Genomic DNA, 20940 nt, shown 5'->3' on the forward strand with positions numbered 1-20940 from the left:
AGCTCCTCAGGGGCGATCGTTCTCACGGTGCAGGACGCGCAGGGAGCGGAAACCGATGAGTCCGATCAGGGTGCCGAGTACGAAGGACACGACGGCGAGCGCGAGGTGCACCCAGAAGTAACCGGTGGGGGCGCCGGCGTCGTCGAAGGCGAGGCCACTGGCGTCCCGGGTGAGGTTGCGCACGAAGCTGATCCAGATGAACCAGCTCCAGGCACCGAAGGCGAGGAGGAACCAGGACACGCCGCGGCCGAGCTTCATCGTTCAAGTATCCCTTTCCACGGTGAGGACCTTTCCCGGGGGTGGTGCCCGGGGGCGCCGCCGGGAAGGCGGGGGTGGTGGTCCCGCGCTGCCCGCCGACTCCCGGCCCCGACCTTCCGACCGGGTGCCACCAGACGGATGAATACGCGCCGCGGTCCTCCCCCGGATGCCCCGGTGGGTCACCGGTTCGGCTCCCCTGGCCATCCGGGTCCACGAATTCACAGGTAGGTTCGCCCTGTGTCGATCCATCATTTGTCATCTTGTCGCATCAATGCGGTTCGGAGTGATGCGTCTCGTACCGGTGGTCGTACCGATACGACCACCGGTACGACCGATACCGCCGACACGGCTCCCGTGACCGGGGACGGCCGGACCGTCCGCACCCCCCGGGGTGCCGGACGCCGCCGCACCGGCCTCGTCCTCGGTACCCTCCTGCTGCCCGGTCTGCTGCTGGCCACTCCCGCCACGGCCGCCGACTCCACCGAGGGCTCCCGCCCGGCGCCCGGCGCCGCCGTCCCCGCGAGCAGCGGCACCACCACCGGCGCGGGCTCCCCCGCCGCCCCCTCCGGGGTCATCGGCGGCGAACAACTGGGACTGCGGGGCACCCGGGTGCAGCCCCTGAAGGGCGCACCCGCCCTGCCGAAGACCACCGCCCGGTCCTGGATCGTCGCCGACGCCGACACCGGGGAGGTGCTGGCCGCCCGCGACGCCCACCGCCGCCTGGCTCCCGCGAGCACCCTCAAGATGCTCTTCGCCGACACCCTGCTCGCCGACACCGATCCCGAGGACGTCTACCGCGCCGATCCCCTCGACTTCGGCCGACTGGGCGCCGGCAGCAGCGCGGTGGGCATCTCCGACGGCCACGACTACACCGTCGAGGACCTGTGGCACGGCGTCTTCCTCGCCTCCGGCAACGACGCCGTGCACGCCCTGTCCGCCATGAACGGCGGACTCGACGAGGTCACCCGCCGCATGAACGAGCGGGCCGTCGAGCTCCAGGCGATGGACACCACCGTCGTCAATCCCGACGGCTACGACGGCGAGGGCCAGCTCTCCTCCGCCTACGACCTCACCCTGATCGCCCGGGCCGGGCTGGAGAACCCCGAGTTCCGTCGCTACGCCGCCGTCGAGACCTACGCCTTCCCCGGTAAGGGCAAGGGGAAGAAGCGCGAGAGCTTCGAGATCCGCAGCACCAACCGGCTGCTGGTCGGCGCCGCCGGCCTGGACCGCTACCCCGGCATCCTCGGCGGCAAGAACGGCTACACCTCCAAGGCCGGCCACACCTTCACCGGCATCGCCGAACGCGACGGCCGCACCATGATCGTGACGGTCATGAACCCCGAGGACGGCGACCGACTGCGCGTCTACCGGGAGACGGCCGACCTGCTCGACTGGGGTTTCGGGGCGACCGGCCGGGTCGAACCGATCGGTGAGCTGGTCCCCTCGCTGACCGAACTCGCCGAGGCCGCGGCCGCCGAGGCGGCCGCCGCCCCGCAGCCGGACGGCACCGGCGTCACGGCCGGAGCGAACGGCGAGGCGGGCGCCACCGGCGCGGGAACGGGCGGCATCGGTGCCGTCGGAATCCTGCTGCTCAGCGCGACGACCCTGACAGCGGCGGCGCTGTGGGGACGTCGGCTGTTCCACCGGCGTCGTCCCCTGCCAGGGCGTCGGCGGCGGGCCTTTCCCCGGGCGTGACCGCCGTCGCCGTCCAGGCACCGCAGAACACCAGCAGCTTGGCCATCAGGTTCATCCACACCAACAGCGCGATCGGCACACCGAACGCGCCGTAGAGACTGCGGGTGGCGATGCCCGTCAGGTAGCCGCTCAGCAGGGCCTTGAGGAGTTCGAAGCCGACCGCCCCGATCAGGCAGGCCACGATCGTGTCGGTCCGGGGTGGCCGGACCCCCGGCAGCCACACCAACAGGTACAGCATCAGCACGAAGGTGATGCCCACCGCCACCAGGTGCGCCACGAGTTGGAGCAGGACCCGGCCGACCGGCCCGTCGATCGCCTCCTGCGCCGGCAGGCGGGTGACCGAGACGGCGAGGCCGGAGGCCACCAGCGAGAGCAGCACCACCCCGCCCAGCCCGGCCAGGACACCGACGTCCTTGGCCCGCCGCAGCAGGGCGCTCTCCCCCGGATCGCCCAGATCCCACAGTGACCGCAGGCAGCCCCGGGTCGCCTCCACCCAGCCGGCGCCGGTGGGGAGCAGGAACAGCAGGGCGACCAGACCGATCGTGCCGGCGTTGTCGATCAACCCGCCGAGGTCCAGGTTCTCCGAGATGCCCGGCACCTGATCGGCCACCCAGTCCCGAACCGTGGCCATGCCCTCGTCGTCCAACACCGACGAGGAGATGGCCACCCCGAGCGCCAGGACCGGGAAGAAGGCCAGGAAGCTGCTGAAGGTGATGGCGGCGGCGAGCCGGGTCCAGCGCCGGGCGTCCATGTGCTCGTACACCCGCCACGGACGGCTGCGGAACAGCCACGCCAGGAGCGGTCCCACCACGGGGAGGCCGCCGAGCTTCTCCTTCGTCGCCTCGTCCATGGTCCGTCCCGGCCCGTCCTCGCGTTCGCTCCCGGAAGATGTTCGAACGGGCACGTTACGCGGGACGGGATCGGCGAGGGGGGAAGCGGACGGCGACACGCACGCGGGCCGTTTCCGGGCGGGGGCACGCCCATGGCCGGGGCGGTGACCGGCGGCGGGAGCCCGGCCGGGAGCCCGGACCGCCCGGAACGACGGCACCCGGGACGGGCGAAGGCGTTCCGCACAACACCGCGCGCCGTGCGGAACAGGCGACCTCCGGAGCCGGGCCGACCGTCCGAACGGCCGACCTCCCGCCGGCTCCGTACCATCCGGGGCGACGGCCCCCGGGACCACCGGACCGTGTCCCCGCCGGAACGACCGGCCCCGTGACGGCGACGCCCGGGGCCACCGGACCGCCGCGGCGGCCGGCCGCCGGAACGCCCGGACCGCCCGGGACGGGTGGATCACCCGCCGCGGTGGCTCCGTGACGGGCCGGTGCGGCGGGGAGCCGGTCGGTCGGTCAGGCCGTCATCCGCCGCAGCGCCATCCGCTGCTGCGGCAGTGCTCCGCTCGGGAAGCGGAACTCGCGGCGCGGGCGCCATACGCCGTCCGCCGCGCCCTGCTCGTAGAGGGCGAACCCCGGCACGGTCCACTCCGCCTCGTACCCGGCCAGATCCCGCTGCGCGCGGTCCATCGCCTCCTCGGCGATGCCGTGCGCCACCGTCACATGGGGGTGGTAGGGAAAGCCCAACTCCCGGGCCAGCGGCCCGCGCGGGTCCCGGATGCGTTCCTGGAGTCGACCGCAGGCGGTACCGCCCTGCACCACCCGGACGAACACCACCGGCGACAGCGGACGGAAGGTGTCCGTGCCCGACAGCCGCATGGGGAACGGGCGCCCGGAGGCGGCGATGGCCGCCAGGTGATCCTCCACGGCCGGACGTTCGCCGATCCCGATGACCGTCGGCGGCACCAACGTGACGTGGGTGGGGATACCGGACGCCGCGGTGTCACCCACACCGAAGCGATATTGCTGCAACAGGCTGCCGTGCGGCTCCGGGACAGCGAGCGACACGCCGAGCGTGACGGTCCCCACCAGCATCTCCTCCCGAGTGACGCGCGATGCGCGCGCGGACGACACCATCGACCCCGTTGAAACCGACGACCCCGTTGAACCGGTCGGACGCGCCGAACCGATTGATCCCGTGGAACGCGGGGCCCCTCCCCGCGACGCCTCCGCCTGCCGAAGCGTCCGCGTCCTCGACGCGGACCGCTGGTGAGCCGCTCGTTCCGCGGCGTCCCCGACTGCCGTGCCCGTGGCCCTCTCCGTTTCGCTCGATTCCCGCTTCGTCCCGTGTATCCGGTGGTGCCCCGTCGTGTCCCGTGATGCCCCGTCACACCGCGCCGCGCCGGGCCGGGTGGACGGTTCCACCGACCACCGAGACCGATCTGTACCCAACCGCACCGACTCGTACCCTTCTGTACCCGATCGATATCGGGTGAGTCCGCCGGACGGGTCGGACGGGTCGGACGGGTCGGACGCGTCGGACGCGTCGGACGGGTCGCGGCCCCGTGCCAGTGTGGCGGGCGGGGGGCCGTAACGCGAACGGTCCTCCGCCCCCCGACACCGGGCCGAAAGTCCGTATCACCCCGACCCGTCGCAGCTCAGGGAGCCGGCGGCAGGAAGCCCACGCGGTCGTAGGTGTCGCGCAGCGTGACGGACGCGACAGCCCGCGCCTTCTCCGCGCCGCGCGCCAACAGCCGGTCCAGCTCCGCCGGATCGTCCAGGTACTCCAGCACCCGGGTGCGGAAGGGCGTCACCCAATCGGTGAAGACCCCGGCCACCTCGGTCTTCAGCGGCCCGTACAGCTGCCCGGTGAACTTCTCCTCCAACTCCGGCACGGTGATCCCGGTCAGGGCGGAGTAGATCACCAGCAGGTTGCTCACGCCGGGCTTGTGCTCCGGGTCGTACCGCACCTCGGTACCGGTGTCGGTGACGGCGCTGCGGAACTTCTTCGCCGAGGCCTTCGGCTCGTCCATCAGGTCGATCCGCCCCTTGGCGCCCGCCGAGGACTTGCTCATCTTGGCGGTCGGGTCCTGGAGGTCGTAGATCTTCGCCGTCTCCCGGACGATGTGCGGCTGCGGCACGGTGAAGGTGTGGCCGTAGCGGGCGTTGAACCGCTCCGCGACATCCCGGGTCAACTCCACGTGCTGCCGCTGGTCCTCACCCACCGGCACCCGGTCGGCCTGGTAGAGCAGGATGTCCGCCACCTGGAGGACCGGGTAGGTGAACAGCCCCACCGTGGTGCCCTCGGCGCCCTGCTTGGCGGACTTGTCCTTGAACTGCGTCATCCGGCTCGCCTCACCGAAGCCGGTCATGCAGTTCATCACCCATCCGAGCTGGGCGTGCTCCGACAGGTGGCTCTGGACGAACAGCGTGCAGCGCTCCGGGTCCAGACCCGCGCCCAGCAGTTGGGCGGCGGCCAGCCGGGTGGACTCGCGCAGCCGCGCCGGGTCCTGCGGCACCGTGATCGCGTGCAGGTCCACCACCATGTAGAAGGCGTCGTGGCTCTCCTGCAGCGCCACCCACTGGCGGACCGCGCCGAGGTAGTTGCCGAGGTGGAAGGAGCCTGAGGTGGGCTGGATCCCGGAGAGCACGCGAGGACGACGATCAGTGGCCATGCCCCCATTCTGGCAGCACCCACCGACGCCGGAACCCGCTCGTCCACCGGGGGAACGGGGGACGCCCCGGGCACGTCGGGACACCGTCCCCCGTCACGGCGCGCGCGCCGGGGCACCGTGCCCGTGTCACGGGGCGCGCGCCCGGGTACCCGGGCCCCGGACCGCGCCCCCCGCCCCGAGAGGTCCGCATGAACGCTCCCTCCCCCACCACCTCCGTCGAGGCCCTACCTCCGCGTCGCTCCCTGTGGGTGTGCGCGCTGATCGGGGCGGGGCTGATGGCGGCGATCGACGAGATCGTCTTCCATCAACTGCTGGGCTGGCATCACTTCTGGGACCGTTCCACACCGGCCGTGGGCCTGATGTCGGACGGGTTGTTGCACACCGCCGAACTGCTCGCCCTGGTCGCCGGCTTCACCCTCCTGTGCGACCTGCGTCGACGGGGAGCGCTTTCCCGGGCGCATGCCGTGGCCGGGTTCTTCCTGGGAGCCGGCGCCTTCCAGCTCCTCGACGGGCTCGTGCTGCACAAGGTGCTGCGACTGCACCAGGTCCGGTACGGGGTGGACCTCCTCCCCTACGACCTGGCGTGGAACGCGTTCGCCGTGCTCCTGTTGGCGGTGGGGGCCGGCCTGGCGGTGCGGGCCCACCGGCGCCGGGGAACGGGCCGGTGAACCGGGCCGTGTTCCCGACGCCCGCGACCGTGACCGCGTACGCCCACGCCCACGCCCACGCCCACGCCCACGACGGTCCCCCGAGTCCCCTGCTCCCGATCCCGCTGCTCCCGATCCCGCTGCCGGCGCTCGCCGCGCTCCTCGTCTGCGCGGTCGTCCTCGCGTACCTGCTCGCGGCCGGCCGGCTGCGTCGGCGCGGGGACGCCTGGCCCCCCGTCCGGGACCTCTCCTTCGTGGCCGGCGGCGCGACCCTGGTGTACGCGGCCCTCGGCCCGCTGCCCGGCGGACCCTTCACCGCCCACATGGCCGTCCACCTGGCGGCGGGCATGGTCGCCCCGCCGCTGTTGGTCCTCGGCCGCCCGCTGAGCCTGCTGCCCCGGGTCCTGCCGCCCGGGCGGCTGCGGCGGCTGCCGCTCGCGTTCGCCCGGTCCCGTCCGGGGTTCGTCCTCCTGCTGCCCCCGGTGGCGGCGCTCCTCGACGTGGGCGCGCTGTGGCTGCTGTACCGCACGCCGCTGTGGAGCGCGGCGCAGGCGCACCCCCTCACCCACGCCGCCCTCCACCTGCACGTCTTCGCCGCCGGGCTGCTGTTCGCGTTCACTGTCTGCCAGGTGGATCCCGTCCACCGTCGGCACGGCCTCGCCCTGCGCGGCGGCACACTGCTGCTCGCCGGGGCCGCCCACTCGGTGCTCGCCAAGAGTTTGTACGCCCATCCGCCGCCGGGCGCCGCCGTGGCCGGGGAGGACCTGCGTACGGGAGCGCTGCTGATGTACCACGGCGGCGACGCGGTGGAGGTGGCGCTCGCCGTCGTCCTGGCCGTCGGCTGGTACACCGCCGGCGGGCGCGCCACGGCCCGCGCCCGACGCCGGGCGCGCCCCCGACCGGCCCCCGACACCGGTTCGGCCGCGACCGGCGGAACGACCGGGAGCGCCGGCCCCTTCCGCTCCCGCTCGCTTTCCCGCACCGTGGGGGGAGGGACCCCGGCGCCGGCCCCACCCCCGGGGGACGGGGGCGGGTGACGGACGCGGGGGACGAAGGCGGGCGGCGCGCCGCGAGGGGGCGGTGGGCCGGCGGAGAGGAGCGGGACCATGACGGTCGGCGACCCCCACACCGGGAACACCGGGCACCACGCTCCCGGGGAGCCCTCCGACGGCGCCCCCGACCCGGTGGCTCTCATCGCCCTCGCGGAGGCCCACTCGGCGCACAACTACCATCCGCTGCCCGTCGTCCTGACCTCCGGTTCCGGGGCGTGGGTCACCGATGTCACCGGCCGGCGGCTGCTGGACTGGCTGGCCGGGTACTCGGCGCTCAACTTCGGCCACGGCCACCCCCGGCTGCTGGCCCGGGCGCATGCCCAACTGGACCGCCTGACCCTGACCTCCCGCGCCTTCCACCACGACCTGTTCGGTCGGTTCTGCGCCGAGCTGGCCGAGCTGTGCGGCACGGACCGGGTGCTGCCGATGAACACCGGGGCCGAGGCCGTGGAGACCGGGGTGAAGACCGCCCGCAAGTGGGCCTACCGGGTGCGCGGTGTGCCGGCCGACCGGGCACGGATCGTCGTCGCGGCGGAGAACTTCCACGGCCGGACCACCACGATCGTCGGTTTCTCCACCGATGAGGAGGCCCGCGCCGACCACGGCCCCTTCACCCCCGGCTTCGACATCGTGCCCTACGGGGACGCCGACGCGGTGGGGGCCGCGATCGAGGCGGCCGACGGCACCTGCGCGGCGGTGCTGCTCGAGCCGATCCAGGGCGAGTCGGGGGTGATCGTCCCGCCGCCCGGCTATCTGGCGGCGGTGCGGGAGACGACCCGTCGACACGGCGTGCTGATGATCGCCGACGAGATCCAGTCCGGTCTGGGTCGTACCGGCCGCACCCTCGCCTGCGAACACGAGGGCGTGCGCCCCGACCTGTACCTGTTGGGCAAGGCCCTGGGTGGCGGGCTGCTACCGGTCTCCGCCGTGGTGGGGTCGGACGAGGTGCTGTCCGTGCACCGTCCCGGCGAGCACGGCTCCACCTTCGGCGGTAACCCGCTGGCCTGCGCGGTGGCGCTGGAGGTGATCGCGATGCTCCGCGAGGGCGAGCCGCAGCGGCGGGCGACCGCGCTGGGCGAAACGCTGCACCGCGAACTGGCGGCGCTGCGGGAGGACCCCGGCAGCGGGGTGGTCGCGGTGCGCGGGCGCGGCCTGTGGGCGGGCGTGGACGTGGACCCGGCGCTGGGCACGGGGCGGGAGGTCTCGGAGCGGATGCTGGAGCTGGGGGTGTTGGTGAAGGACACCCGGGCGTCCACCATCCGGATCGCCCCACCGCTGGTGATCGGGGAGGGCGACCTGATGTGGGGGTTGGAACGGCTGCGGGAGGTGCTGGCGCGCTGAGCCGGACGGAGGCGGGGGTCGAGACCCGTGCCCCCGCGTCCCCTCCCCCGTCTCCCTCCGCCCCGGTCCCGGCCGGCCCCGCCGTCATCCCCCGTGCGGTGACGGCGGGGTGGCGTCCGCGCGCCCCCGTGGCGCGGCGTCCTTCCGGGCGGACACGTCGCCGGTGGGGCCCCACCCCCGTGTCGGGGCCCCACCGGCGACGTTCGGCGGCGATACCGGGCCGGGACGCGACCCCGCCCGGTATCGCGAACAGGTGCGAACGGTGCGGGTCGCGCACCGCTCGACGCGGCCGGGCGGACCGGGGTGTGGCGCCCGACCGCCCGGCCGGCGGGGCGACCGCCCTGTGGACGCCCCGACGCCCAACAGACTGCGCTTTCCCCGATGTCCCGTCACCTTTTCGGCCGTCCCCGGGCTCCCCCGGGACATCCCATGTCTTCACCTGCGGAAACGCGGTACGGTGAACGGCGTCCCGGGCGGTGGTGGAACCCGTCCCGACGCGGTCGGGTGCCTTCGGCCGGGGACGGGCCTCCCCGGGGCGCGAAGGGCGCGGCCGGGTGGGCGCGACCGTCGTCGCCTCTCCGGCACGAGGGGACACGAACGGGTGCGAGGCGAGTCGGAAGCGGAGCGCGAACACCTCATGGCGTCGTGGAAAGAACTGCCTGTCACGTTGGGGGAGCGGGAGCGGCGCCTGGTGGTGCGCCTGCGCGGCCTCAAGGATCACAGCGGGCTGAGCCTGGCCGGTCTGTCCCGCCGGACCTCCTACAGTTCCTCGTCCTGGGAGCGGTACCTCAACGGCAAGAAGTTCCCTCCTCCGGAGGCGGTCCGGGAACTGTCGGCGGTGGCCGGCGTGGACCCCGAACGGCTCCTGGCCCTGCACGCGTTGGCCGTGGAACACCCCGGCACGCCCTTCCCTCCCCCGGAGGCGGGGCCCGCGTCGAGCGGCGGGGATCGGGGGAACCGGTCCGGGGCGACCTCCCCGGACCGGAGCGCCCCCGCCGGGGCCGGTACCACCGGCGACCGTGACGACCGGACGGGTCACCACCCCCTCCCGACCCCCGCCCCGATGTCCCCGGCCGACTCCCCCGATCCCGGTTCCGGCGGCGCTCCCACCGAGGACGGCACGGCCCCGGCGGCCGGGAGCACCTCGACCGCAACGGCGGTCACCCCCCTCGCGACGCCGGGCCCCCGGCGGGGCGCGCTCCACCGACGACCGGGGTGGATCGCCCTGGCGGTCGTCATGGCGCTCCTGCCGACGCTGCTGGGTCTGCGCGCCCTGACCGGTTGGCCGTTCCTCCCGTGGGACGGCGGCGACGAGGAGTTCGTCTTCGAACCGGGACGCGCCTACGGTTGCACCGTCCACCGCCGGGACGGCCTGCTCTACGCCGGGCACGGGGAGAGCTCCGAGGCGCTGCTGTACCAACTGGTCATCAACCGGGACGTGTTGGAGGTCCAGTGTCTGCTGGACCATCACGGATTCCCGCCCGGCCCGGTGGACGGCGCCTACGACGCGCTCACCGAACGAGCCGTCAAACGCTTCCAGGAGGACCGGGAGCACCTGGTGGTCGACGGCATCGTCGGCCCCCATACCTGGGAGGAGTTGCGGCGGTGAGCGAGAGACTGCCCCCCGAGTGCACCGCGCTGGCCGCCGAGCTCCGGGCCCTGCGGGAGCGCACCGGTACGAGCCTGGCCGCCCTGGCGGAACGAACCACCGCCAGCAAGTCCTCCTGGCACCGCTATCTGGCGGGGACGAAGCTGCCGCCGCGCGACGTGGTGGTGGAGCTGTGCGTACTGGCGGGGGAGTCACCGGGTCGGGCGGTGGCCCTGTGGGAGTTGGCGGAGGCGGCGCGCAGCGGCCGGGACACCCCGCCCCGGCCGTTCCCCCGGGCGGGGCCGACGGGGAACGCCGCGGGCTCGCCGGGTGATCGGGGGGAGCCGACCGGCGGTGGGAGCGCGGAGGGGAGCCGGGAAAGCGCGATCCCACCGGCTCCGGGGTCACCGGTGTCGGGCCCGGCGGGCTCCGCCGATTCGACGCCACCGGCGGACGGCGACGGCGACGCTCCCGACGGGAACGGGGATCCCCCCGGGTCGGGGCCCGGCGGGCCGGACGCCGACGACACGGCCAGTGCCCGGCGGCGCCGGCGCCGCCGGGCACTGGTCGCCCCGGGGCTGATCGTCTACACGGCGCTCGTGGTGACGCTGGCCCTGCTCCCGCCCGGCGGCGGTGCCGACGCGGAGGCCGAACCGATGCCGCCCGGCTGCGTCGGACCGGGATGCACGGGCAAGGACCCCGAGTCGCAGGGCTGCACCCTCCCCGCCCACGGCCCGGCGACCGTGGCCACCCACCACTTCCCCACCGGGGCCCGGATGGAGATCCGGTGGAGTCGGGCATGCGAGGCGGGCTGGGCGCGGATCTGGCTGGGGTCGGTCGGCGATCACGTGGAGATCCGCTCCCCCGGGGAGGGGGTGCAGGAGGTCACCATCCGGGACCGCTGGGACGCCGAGGGCTATATCTACACGCCGATGGTGGGTGGGAACCCCGAAGGCGTGGAGGCGTGTCTGCGCACCCCCGACTCCCCCGAGTCCCGCTGCTTCACCCCCTGATCGGGGGCGGGTCGGGACCGTCGAGGCGGTCGGCGGCCGGAACCAAGGCCGTCGGCCGTCGCCGGGACCGCGCTCGGCGGGGTCGGGACCCGGGGCGTCCCAGCGGTTCGGTGGATCCGGACCGGAGTCGGAACCCCGGCCCCCAACCGCCCTCCCGGGGTCGGGGCGGCCCCCGCCGCGCGCCCCGGGAGGGCGGCCGGGGGCCGTCCGCTAGGCTGCTGGAGGTCTCTTGACGTAGAGAGAACTCGGCGTGTTCCTCTGCTCCGGGGACCGGCCGCCGTCGTCCGACCAACGGGAGACCCACCCATGTCCACCGCGTCCCGCACCCCCGTCACCGTCACCGTCACCGGCGCCGCCGGCCAGATCGGCTACGCCCTCCTCTTCCGCATCGCCTCCGGCCAGCTGCTGGGCCCGGACGTACCGGTGAAGCTGAACCTGCTCGAGATCACCCCGGCGCTGAAGGCGGCCGAGGGCACCGCCATGGAGCTGGACGACTGCGCGTTCCCGCTGCTGTCGGGCATCGAGATCAGCGACGACCCGAACGTCGCCTTCGACGGCGCGAACGTGGCGCTGCTGGTCGGCGCCCGCCCCCGTGCCAAGGGCATGGAGCGCGGTGACCTGCTCGAGGCCAACGGCGGCATCTTCAAGCCGCAGGGTCGCGCCATCAACGACCACGCCGCGGACGACGTGCGGGTCCTGGTGGTCGGCAACCCGGCGAACACCAACGCGCTGATCGCGCAGGCCGCCGCGCCGGACGTCCCGGCCGAGCGCTTCACCGCGATGACCCGCCTGGACCACAACCGCGCCCTGACCCAGCTGTCGAGGAAGACCGGCGCGCCGGTGTCGGAGATCCGTCGCCTGACCATCTGGGGCAACCACTCCGCCACCCAGTACCCGGACATCTTCCACGCGGAGGTGGCGGGCAAGAACGCCGCCGAGACGGTGAACGACGAGGCCTGGCTGGCCGACGAGTTCATCCCGACCGTCGCCAAGCGCGGCGCGGCGATCATCGAGGCGCGCGGTGCCTCCTCCGCGGCCTCCGCCGCCAACGCGGCCGTCGACCACGTCCACACCTGGGTGAACGGCACCGCCGAGGGCGACTGGACCTCCATGGCGATCCCGTCCGACGGCTCCTACGGCGTGCCGGAGGGCCTGATCTCCTCCTTCCCGGTGACCTGCCGGGACGGCCGTTACGAGATCGTGCGGGGGCTGGAGATCAACGAGTTCTCCCGGACCCGGATCGACGCCTCGGTGGGCGAGCTGGCCGAGGAGCGCGAGGCGGTGCGCGGTCTGGGTCTGATCTGACCCTCCCCGCCCCGACTCCGTCCCGTCGTGTTCGCGGGTCCGGTTCGGTCCGGATGCTTCGTCGGCCCCCGGTGGCGTTGTCCGCCGGGGGCCGACGCGCGTGGCACCGAAGGTGGACATGACGGGAGATCACCCGTGATGCGAAGGTGACGCGGTCGAGACATGGCGGAGATGTGGTCGATACGCGTAGACCACCCACCGGCCGCATGAACATGACGCCCGCGAAGATCGCTTCGGGGTGAATTATTGGCTTTTCGCCCCATTGACAGATCGTCGATGGTCACATTCAGCGGTGACAGCCATCACTTTTGCGCATCGGTGGACATGCCCGCCCCCGGAACGGGCATGAGCGGACCTCGTATCCCGCTCGGTCGAGGCCATCGGCCGTCGACGGGTGCGCACGACCGCCCGCCACACCCCGGCGGGACCGCAAGCGGTGACGCGCGTCACACATACGCGCGAGGAGAGGGCAGCACGTGTCGGCCATCGAGAGCATCCACCTATCCGGGCAGTGGCGAACCGCCGCCGACGGCGGCACCCGGGAGATCCTCGACCCGGCGGACGCCTCCCCCCTCGCCGTCGTCGCCGAGGGCGGGAGCGCCGACGCCGACGCGGCCGTCGCCGCCGCCCGCGATGCCTTCGACTCCGGCGACTGGCCCGGCACCCCCGTCGCCGACCGCGCCGCCGTCCTGCGCCGCACCGCCGAGCTGCTGCGGCGCGACCGCGAGGAGATCGCCCGCACCGAGTCCCTCGACACCGGCAAGACCCTCGCCGAGGCCCGGATCGACGTGGACGACGTCACCGCCGCCTTCCGCTGGTTCGCCGACCTCGTCGTCAACGAGGGCGGCGGCCGGGTCGTGGACGCCGGTTCCCCCGACGTTCACAGCGTCGTGGTGTACGAACCGGTCGGCGTCTGCGCCCTCATCACCCCGTGGAACTACCCGCTGCTCCAGGCGAGCTGGAAGGTCGCCCCGGCCCTCGCCGCCGGGAACACCTTCGTCCTCAAGCCCAGCGAGCTGACCCCGCTGTCCACGATCCACCTCATCCGGTTGCTGACCGAGGCGGGCCTGCCCCCCGGTGTGGCCAACCTGGTCACCGGCGCCGGCGCGGCCGTCGGCGCCCGGCTGGCCGAGCACCCGGACGTGGACCTGGTCTCCTTCACCGGCGGCGTGGTCTCCGGCACCGCGGTGGCCGCCGCCGCCGCGCCCACCGTCAAGAAGGTCGCCCTGGAGCTGGGCGGCAAGAACCCCAACGTCGTCTTCGCCGACGCCTGTGCGACCGACGAGGGCTTCGACACCGCCGTGGACCAGGCGCTCAACGCGGCCTTCATCCACAGCGGCCAGGTCTGCTCGGCCGGCAGCCGGCTGATCATCGAGGAGTCGGTGCGCGAGCGCTTCGTCACCGAACTCGCCGCCCGCGCGGACCGCATCCGGCTGGGCCGGGGCACCGAACCCGGTGTCGAGTGCGGCGCGCTGGTCTCCGCCCGACAGCTCGAGCGGACCGAGGAGTACGTGGCCTCCGCGCTGGCCGAGGGCGCGGTGCTGCGCTGCGGCGGTGAACGCGCGAAGCCGGACGCGCTGATCCCGGAGAACGGCTGGTTCCACCGTCCCACCGTCCTGGACCGGTGCCGGCGGGAGATGCGGGTCATCCGGGAGGAACTGTTCGCCCCGATCCTCACCGTGGAGACCTTCCGCACCGAGCGGGAGGCCGTCGAGCTGGCCAACGACACCGAGTACGGCCTGGCCGGCGCCGTCTTCTCCGCCGACACCGCCCGCGCCCGCCGGGTGGCCGGTCGGCTGCGGCACGGCACGGTGTGGATCAACGACTACCACCCCTATCTGCCGCAGGCCGAGTGGGGCGGTTTCGGGAGGTCCGGCATCGGTCGCGAGCTGGGCCCCTCCGGCCTGGCCGAGTACCGCGAGACCAAGCACGTCTACGAGAACCTGCGCCCGGCACCGGTGCGCTGGTTCGCCGGTTGAGCCGCGGGGGCGGCGGGGCGCCACGAGGACGCGCGCCCCGCCCGGGCCCCCGCCCGCCGCACGCTCCCCCACCCACCACCGTGCGCCCCCGCACAATTCACCGCTCGATTCGCCTACTTCACCCGCATACCCCGACTTTCCGGAAAGGGCTTCGCGAAACCCGATGAGCACCACCCCACCGCAGGATCCGACCCACCCGGACCCGGACCGGACCCCGGCCGCCGGTGACCCGCCCCGCCGCGTGGACACCCCCCTGGCCGAGGCCCCCACCGAGTACGACTACGTGATCGTCGGCGGCGGCACCGCCGGCTCGGTCATCGCCAACCGCCTCACCGAGGACGCGGACGTCACCGTGGCCCTGGTCGAGGGCGGCCCCAGCGACCTGGACCGTCCCGACGTGCTGACCCTGCGCCGGTGGATGGGCCTGCTCGGCGGCGAGCTCGACTACGACTACCCCACCACCCGACAGCCGCGCGGCAACTCCCACATCCGGCACAGCCGCGCCCGGGTGCTGGGCGGCTGCTCCTCCCACAACACCCTGATCTCCTTCAAACCGCTGCCCTCGGACTGGGACGAGTGGCAGGAGTTGGGCGCCGACGGTTGGAACGCCGCCGTCATGGACCCCTACTACGACCGGCTGCTCAACAACATCGTCCCCGTCGCCGAGAAGGACCGGAACGCCATCGCCCGGGACTTCGTCACCGCCGCCCGCGAGTCCCTGGACGTGCCGGAGATCGAGGGCTTCAACGCCGCTCCCTTCACCGAGGGCGTCGGCTTCTTCGATTTGGCCTACCACCCGGAGGACAACAAGCGCTCCTCCGCCTCGGTGGCCTACCTGCACCCGCACCTGATCGCCGGCGACCGCCCCGGGCTCACCCTGCTGCTGGAGACATGGGCCCACCGGCTGGAGTTCGAGGGCGAGCGGGTGACCGGGGCGCGGGTGCGCGCCGCCGACGGCACCGACCGGCTGCTGACCGCCCGCCGCGAGGTGGTGCTGTGCGCGGGCGCCGTGGACACCCCGCGCCTGCTGCTGCTCTCCGGCGTCGGCCCCGCGAAGGACCTGACGGAGCTGGGCATCGAGGTGCGGCACGACCTGCCGGGCGTGGGCGAGAACCTCACCGACCACCCCGAGTCGGTGATCGTCTGGGAGACCGACGGGCCGATCCCGGAGAACTCCGCGATGGACTCCGACGCGGGCCTGTTCGTGCGGCGGAACCCCGCCTCGCCGGGCCCGGACCTGATGTTCCACTTCTACCAGATCCCCTTCACCGACCACCCCGAGCGACTGGGCTGGGAACGCCCCGCGCACGGCGTGTCGATGACGCCGAACATCCCCAAGCCGCGCAGTCGCGGCCGGCTGTACCTGACCAGCGCCGACTCCGGGGTCAAGCCGGCGCTGGACTTCCGGTACTTCACCGACGAGGACGACGAGGACGCCCGTACGCTGGTGGACGGCGTGCGCCTGGCCCGCCGGATCGCGGCGAGCGAACCGCTGGCCGGCTGGCTGACCCGGGAGGTCTTCCCCGGCCCGGAGGTCGTCGGGGACGAGGAGCTGAGCGCGCTGATGCGCGCGGTCGCGCACACCGTCTACCACCCCGCCGGCACCTGCCGCATGGGTGCCATGGACGACGAACTCGCGGTTGTGGACCCGGAGTTGCGGGTGCGAGGACTCTCCGGCATCCGGATCGCGGACGCCTCGGTGTTCCCCACCCTGCCGGCGGTCAACCCCATGCTCGGCGTGCTGATGACCGGTGAGCGGGCCAGTGACCTGATACGCGAGACCCACCGTGGAGGAGCCCCCGCATGAGCGAGACCACCACAGACCACCGACCCCACACCCGGCCACCCACCGACACCGCGACCGACACCCCCGTCTTCTCCGTGCGCGGCCTGTGGAAGGTCTTCGGGCCCGGTGCCGAGCGCGTGCCCGGCGACCCCGAACTCTCCGCCCTGTCCCCCGCCGAGCTCACCGCCCGCACCGGCTGCACCGCCGCCGTGCGCGACGTCTCCTTCGAGGTCCACCCCGGCGAGTGCTTCGTGGTGATGGGCCTGTCCGGCTCCGGCAAGTCCACCCTGGTGCGCTGCCTCACCCGGCTCATCGAACCCACCGCCGGCGAGCTGGAGATGGACGGCGAGGACGTGCGGGCCATGGACCGCCACCGGCTGCGCGAACTGCGCCGGCACCGCGCGGCCATGGTCTTCCAGCACTTCGGTCTGCTCCCGCACCGCAACGTGCTCGACAACATCTCCTACGGCCTGCGCATCCAGGGCATGTCGAGGGACGAGCGCCACGAGCGGGCGGCGGCGATGGCCGCCAAGGTCGGCCTGGCCGGCCTGGAGCACCGCCGTCCCGGCCAGCTCTCCGGCGGCCAGCAGCAGCGGGTGGGCATCGCCCGCGCGCTGGCCGTGGACCCCGAGGTGATGCTGTTCGACGAGCCGTTCAGTGCCCTGGACCCGCTGATCCGCCGCGACATGCAGGAGGAGGTGCTGCGACTGCGCCGCGAGGAGGGCCGCACGATGGTCTTCATCACCCACGATCTCAACGAGGCGCTGCGCATCGGCGACCGCATCGCCCTGATGCGCGACGGCGGCATCGTGCAGCTCGGCACCCCGGAGGAGATCGTCTCCGCGCCGGCCGACGACTACGTGCGGGACTTCGTGCGCGACGTGCCCCGGGCCTCCGTGGTCTCGGTGCGGCACGCGCTGCGCCCGGCGCGCCCCGGCGAGGAGGAGACCGGCGAGGAGCTGGCCCCGACGGCCCGGGTCTCCGAGGCCGTCGCCGCCGTCGTGCGCGGCGGCGCCCCGGCCCGGGTGGTCGAGGACGGCCGCTGCCTGGGCGTCGTGGACGCGGAGCGGCTGCTGTCCGTCGTCGCGGGACCGGAGGCCGACGCGCCCCGGCGACCCGGACGGGGGTCCGCGCCCGCCACGGGAGAGGCGGAGGGCGCGCGGAACGGGGAGGCGACCTGATCATGATCGCCACCACCACCCCGTCCCACTCCCCCCGTGCCGGCGACGGCGACCCAGCCCGCGAGGGCGGCGCCGACGGCGACCCCGCGACCGGATCCACCGGTACCGGCTCGACCGGTACCGGCGCCGACGGCGGCCCCGGCAAGCCCGGACCCCGCGGCCCCCTCGCCCGGATGTCCGCGCTGCGCGGCCCGCGCGGCCTGATCGCCCTGGCGCTGACCGTCGCGATCCTCGGCGCCCTGGTCACCACCGACGCCGCGTGGCCGGAGAGCTGGGCGATCGACGCGAAGACCCCGCTGGACGAGCTGAACCGCTGGCTCATCCTCAACCGCGACTCGCACCCGGTCTTCCTGTACTTCCTGCTGCACCTGAGCAACAACGTCAACGCCGCCGTCGACGCGGTCGCCGGCTTCCTGGACGCCCTCGGCTGGATCGGCGTCACCGCCGGCGCCGTCCTCGGCGCCTGGGCCGCCGCCGGCGGCGGGGCCTCCCGCCGCGCGCTGTCCACCGCCGGCACGGCGCTGCTCACCTTCGGCGTGATCGGCCTGCTGGGCATGTGGAACCCGGCGATGCTCACCCTGGCGCTGATGATCGTCGCCGTGTCGCTGTCCGCCGCGCTCGGCCTGCTGTTGGGCCTCGCCGCCGGTCTCTCCGACCGCGCCGAACGGATCCTGCGCCCGGTCTTCGACACCATGCAGGTGATGCCGGCCTTCGCCTACCTGCTGCCATTCGTGCTGTTGTTCGGCATCGGCACCGCGCCGGCGCTGTTCGCGACCGTCATCTACGCCACCCCGCCGATGGCCCGGCTCACCTCGCTGGGCCTGCGGCACGCCGACCCGGCGGCCCTGGAGGCCTCCCGGTCGCTGGGCGCGAGCGGGTGGCAACGGCTGGTGACGGCCCGCCTGCCGCTGGCGCGCGGCCGGATGCTGCTGGGTCTGAACCAGACGATCATGATGGCGCTGTCCATGGTCGTCATCGCCTCGATCATCGGCGCCGGCGGCCTGGGCGACCGTGTCTTCAACGGCCTGACCACGCAGAACGTCGGCAACGCGCTGACCGCCGGTGTCTGCATCGTGCTCATCGCGGTGTGGCTGGACCGCACCACGGCCGCCGCCGGCGACCGCCTCGAACACCCGGAGGCGGCGGTCGGCGACGCCCCGGCCGGCCCCCTCGACCGCGTGCTGCGCGGCCCGGGCGCCACGCTGCTCGCCCTCGGCGGCGTGCTGCTCGGCTGGATCGTCGGCCGACTCGTCCTCGGGTGGGGCGACTGGCCCCGCGAGTGGACCTTCTCCGTCTCCCGCCCGGTGAACGACACCGTGGACTGGATCGTGGACACCTTCGGCTCCGGCGTCCCCGTCCTGGGCGGCACCCTGACCTGGGCGGAGAACTTCACGCTGTGGGTGCTCAACCCGCTGCGCGACGCCCTGTACTCGACGCCCTGGTGGGCGGTGCTGCTGGTGGTCGGCGTCCTCGGCTGGCTGGCCGGGCGGTGGCGCAGCGCGCTGACCGCCGTCGGCGCGTTGGCCGTCATCGGCCTGCTCGGACTGTGGACGAAGTCGCTGAACACCCTCTCCCAGGTGATCGCCGCCCTGCTGGTGACATTGCTGCTGGGCGTCGTGATGGGGGTGCTGGCCGCCCGCGGCCGGCTCGTCGAACGACTCCTGCGGCCCTGGCTGGACGTCATGCAGACGATGCCGCAGTTCATCTACCTGATCCCGGTGATCGCCCTGTTCGGCGTCGGCCGGATCGCGGCGATCGGCGCGGCCGTGATCTACGCCCTGCCCGCCGTCATCCGGATCACCACCCAGGGACTGCGGCAGGTGGACCCCACCGTGCTCGAGGCCTCCCGGTCGATGGGTGCGAGCACCTGGCAGCAACTGTGGCAGGTGCAGCTCCCGCTCGCCCGCCCGCAACTGCTGCTCGCGGTCAACCAGGGCGTGGTGCTGGTGCTGGCGGTGGTCGTCGTCGGCGGCCTGGTCGGCGGCGGTGCCCTGGGCTTCGACACCGTCTACGGGCTGCAACGCGGTGACCTGGGTGTCGGCCTGCCGGCCGGCGCGGCGATCGTCTGCCTCGGTCTGCTGCTGGACCGGATCACGCAGCCGGCCGAGCGCCCGGCCACCCCGGCGCGTCCCGGCGGACACTGACCCGCCGACGGGGTCCGGCCGTCCTGCCGGGCGACCGGACCCCGGGCCCCGATTTCCCGGACCCCTCGCGGGTCGCCCTCCGACGGACTCCCGGCCCCCGGGTCACATCCGTCGCCGACAGTCCCCACCCGGGTCCAGACCGGGACCCGGCCGGGGCGCGCCATCCGACGCGCGTCCCGGACCCGTCACCCATCGCCCGATCACACCACCCGATACACATCACCACACATCGATACACACCAGGAGAGTGACCACCCGATGCGCACCACCATCCCCACCCGCAGGACCCTCCGCCGCGCCGGCCGTCCGCTGATCGCCGGCACCGGCCTGCTCGGCCTGCTCGCCCTCACCGCCTGCGGCGCCGCCGAGACCGGCAACTCCGGCTCCACCGGCGACGACGGCGAGTGGACCGGCGAGGTCGTCATCGCCCAGCCGAACTGGGTCGGCGCCGCCGCCAACGCCGCCGTCGCCGCCCACGTCCTGGAGGAGGACCTGGGTATCGACGTCCGCATCCAGCAGCTCGACGAGACCCTCGCCTGGGACGGCCTGGACGACGGCTCCATCCACGCCATCCTGGAGGACTGGGGCGGCGCCCCCGAGAAGGAGCAGCTCTACATCGAGGAGAAGGGCTCCGTGGTGCACGCCGGGGAGCTGGGCGTGGTCGGCCACATCGGCTGGTTCGTCCCCAAGGCGTACGCCGACGCCAACCCCGAGGTGCTGAACTGGGAGAACCTCAACGACTTCGCCGAGGACTTCCGCACCGCCGAGTCCGGCGACAAGGGCCAGCTCCTCAACGGCGACCCCGGTTTCACCAGCTACGACAAGGAGATCGTCCGCGAGCTGGACCTGGACTTCGAGGTCGTCGAGGGCGGCAGCGAGGAGGCCCTGATCTCCGCGATCCAGCGCGCCGACCGCGACGGCACCGCGCTGCTCACCTACTGGTGGGAGCCGCACTGGCTGAACGCCGACGTGGAGCTGGTCGAGGTCGAGCTGCCCCCGTACAGCGAGGAGTGCTACGAGGACCTCTCCTCGATCGCCTGCGCCTACCCCGAGGTGGACCTGCCGAAGTTCCTCAACGCCGACTTCGCGGAGAACGGCGGTATCGCCGCCGAATTCCTGAAGAACTTCCGGTGGAGCACCGAGGACCAGGAGTACGTCGCCCAGCTGATCCAGGGCGAGGGCATGGACCAGGCCGACGCCGCCGCCCAGTGGGCCGAGGAGAACCGCGACAAGGTCGAGGCCTGGCTGCCCGAGCAGTCCTGACCCCGGCACCGGGCCCGCACGCCCGGGGAACGGTTTCCCACCCGGCGGATGATCGCCACCGGGCCGGGCCGCCGCTCCCCGAGCGGCGCCCCGGCCCGAAATAAGGGCCCCGGAGCGCGCGCCCGCGCTTTCCGGGGCCCTTTCGGGTGATTACTGTGTTCCGGGGGGCACACCGGAACG

General features: G+C 73.6%; 16 protein-coding genes. 12 read left to right on the forward strand and 4 right to left on the reverse strand.

Annotation, left to right across the window (positions count from 1 at the left end; translation table 11 throughout):
• Positions 1-6: 6 nt before the first annotated feature.
• Positions 7-258 carry an SCO4848 family membrane protein gene (locus tag LZF96_RS00215; protein WP_233864411.1) on the reverse strand — a complete coding sequence of 84 codons (252 nt, stop codon included), beginning with the start codon at positions 256-258 and terminating at the stop codon, positions 7-9.
• A 354-nt stretch (positions 259-612) separates the two neighbouring features.
• Here LZF96_RS00215 and LZF96_RS00220 point away from each other — a divergent pair, with 354 nt between their 5' ends.
• Positions 613-1953, forward strand: coding sequence for a D-alanyl-D-alanine carboxypeptidase family protein (locus LZF96_RS00220; RefSeq protein WP_233864414.1), 1341 nt, complete (start codon positions 613-615; stop codon positions 1951-1953).
• Here the strand turns inward: LZF96_RS00220 and LZF96_RS00225 are convergent.
• The 3 genes from LZF96_RS00225 to trpS form a co-directional block, all read right to left on the reverse strand.
• Complete coding sequence (locus tag LZF96_RS00225; protein WP_233864417.1) at positions 1850-2803, reverse strand: YihY/virulence factor BrkB family protein; 954 nt, start codon at positions 2801-2803, stop codon at positions 1850-1852. The two genes, LZF96_RS00220 and LZF96_RS00225, sit on opposite strands and share 104 nt — an antisense overlap.
• A 499-nt stretch (positions 2804-3302) precedes the next feature.
• Entirely contained in the window at positions 3303-3875 is a 573-nt protein-coding gene (locus tag LZF96_RS00230) for a 2'-5' RNA ligase family protein (protein ID WP_233864420.1), read from the reverse strand.
• A 569-nt stretch (positions 3876-4444) separates the two neighbouring features.
• Positions 4445-5461: a tryptophan--tRNA ligase gene (trpS, locus tag LZF96_RS00235; protein WP_233864422.1), complete on the reverse strand. Its 1017-nt coding sequence runs from the start codon at positions 5459-5461 to the stop codon at positions 4445-4447.
• 188 nt (positions 5462-5649) lie between these two features.
• On the opposite strand from trpS, the gene LZF96_RS00240 reads away from it, so the two are divergent.
• From LZF96_RS00240 to LZF96_RS00290, 11 genes are all read left to right on the forward strand, one after another.
• Complete coding sequence (locus tag LZF96_RS00240; protein ID WP_233864424.1) at positions 5650-6129, forward strand: DUF2243 domain-containing protein; 480 nt, start codon at positions 5650-5652, stop codon at positions 6127-6129.
• A 29-nt stretch (positions 6130-6158) separates the two neighbouring features.
• Positions 6159-7145, forward strand: coding sequence for a cytochrome c oxidase assembly protein (locus LZF96_RS00245; RefSeq protein ID WP_233864426.1), 987 nt, complete (start codon positions 6159-6161; stop codon positions 7143-7145).
• A 69-nt stretch (positions 7146-7214) separates the two neighbouring features.
• On the forward strand, positions 7215-8501 hold the full coding sequence (gene rocD / locus LZF96_RS00250; protein WP_233864428.1) for an ornithine--oxo-acid transaminase: 1287 nt from the start codon (positions 7215-7217) through the stop codon (positions 8499-8501).
• A 601-nt stretch (positions 8502-9102) separates the two neighbouring features.
• On the forward strand, positions 9103-10110 hold the full coding sequence (locus LZF96_RS00255; protein ID WP_233864433.1) for a peptidoglycan-binding protein: 1008 nt from the start codon (positions 9103-9105) through the stop codon (positions 10108-10110).
• On the forward strand, positions 10107-11102 hold the full coding sequence (locus LZF96_RS00260) for an XRE family transcriptional regulator (RefSeq protein ID WP_233864435.1): 996 nt from the start codon (positions 10107-10109) through the stop codon (positions 11100-11102). Before LZF96_RS00255 ends, LZF96_RS00260 begins: the two co-directional genes overlap by 4 nt.
• A gap of 306 nt (positions 11103-11408) precedes the next feature.
• The gene (locus LZF96_RS00265; RefSeq protein WP_233864437.1) at positions 11409-12407 is read left to right on the forward strand and encodes a malate dehydrogenase; all 999 of its coding nucleotides are present in this window, start codon (positions 11409-11411) and stop codon (positions 12405-12407) included.
• Between the two features lie 476 nt (positions 12408-12883).
• The gene (locus LZF96_RS00270; RefSeq protein WP_233864438.1) at positions 12884-14386 is read left to right on the forward strand and encodes an aldehyde dehydrogenase family protein; all 1503 of its coding nucleotides are present in this window, start codon (positions 12884-12886) and stop codon (positions 14384-14386) included.
• 163 nt (positions 14387-14549) lie between these two features.
• A complete protein-coding gene (locus tag LZF96_RS00275) occupies positions 14550-16193 on the forward strand; it encodes a GMC family oxidoreductase (protein WP_233864440.1) in 1644 nt (547 codons plus the stop codon).
• The gene (locus LZF96_RS00280; protein ID WP_233864441.1) at positions 16190-17353 is read left to right on the forward strand and encodes a glycine betaine/L-proline ABC transporter ATP-binding protein; all 1164 of its coding nucleotides are present in this window, start codon (positions 16190-16192) and stop codon (positions 17351-17353) included. Before LZF96_RS00275 ends, LZF96_RS00280 begins: the two co-directional genes overlap by 4 nt.
• Positions 17354-17355: 2 nt before the next feature.
• Positions 17356-19497 (forward strand): proline/glycine betaine ABC transporter permease, encoded by a 2142-nt coding sequence (locus tag LZF96_RS00285; protein ID WP_233864442.1) that lies wholly within the window; start codon positions 17356-17358, stop codon positions 19495-19497.
• A 258-nt stretch (positions 19498-19755) separates the two neighbouring features.
• Positions 19756-20760 carry a glycine betaine ABC transporter substrate-binding protein gene (locus tag LZF96_RS00290; protein ID WP_233864444.1) on the forward strand — a complete coding sequence of 335 codons (1005 nt, stop codon included), beginning with the start codon at positions 19756-19758 and terminating at the stop codon, positions 20758-20760.
• The last annotated feature ends 180 nt before the right edge of the window (positions 20761-20940 follow it).

Source organism: Streptomyces sp. ST2-7A (genome assembly GCF_021390475.1).
Classification (GTDB): Bacteria; Actinomycetota; Actinomycetes; order Streptomycetales; family Streptomycetaceae; genus Streptomyces.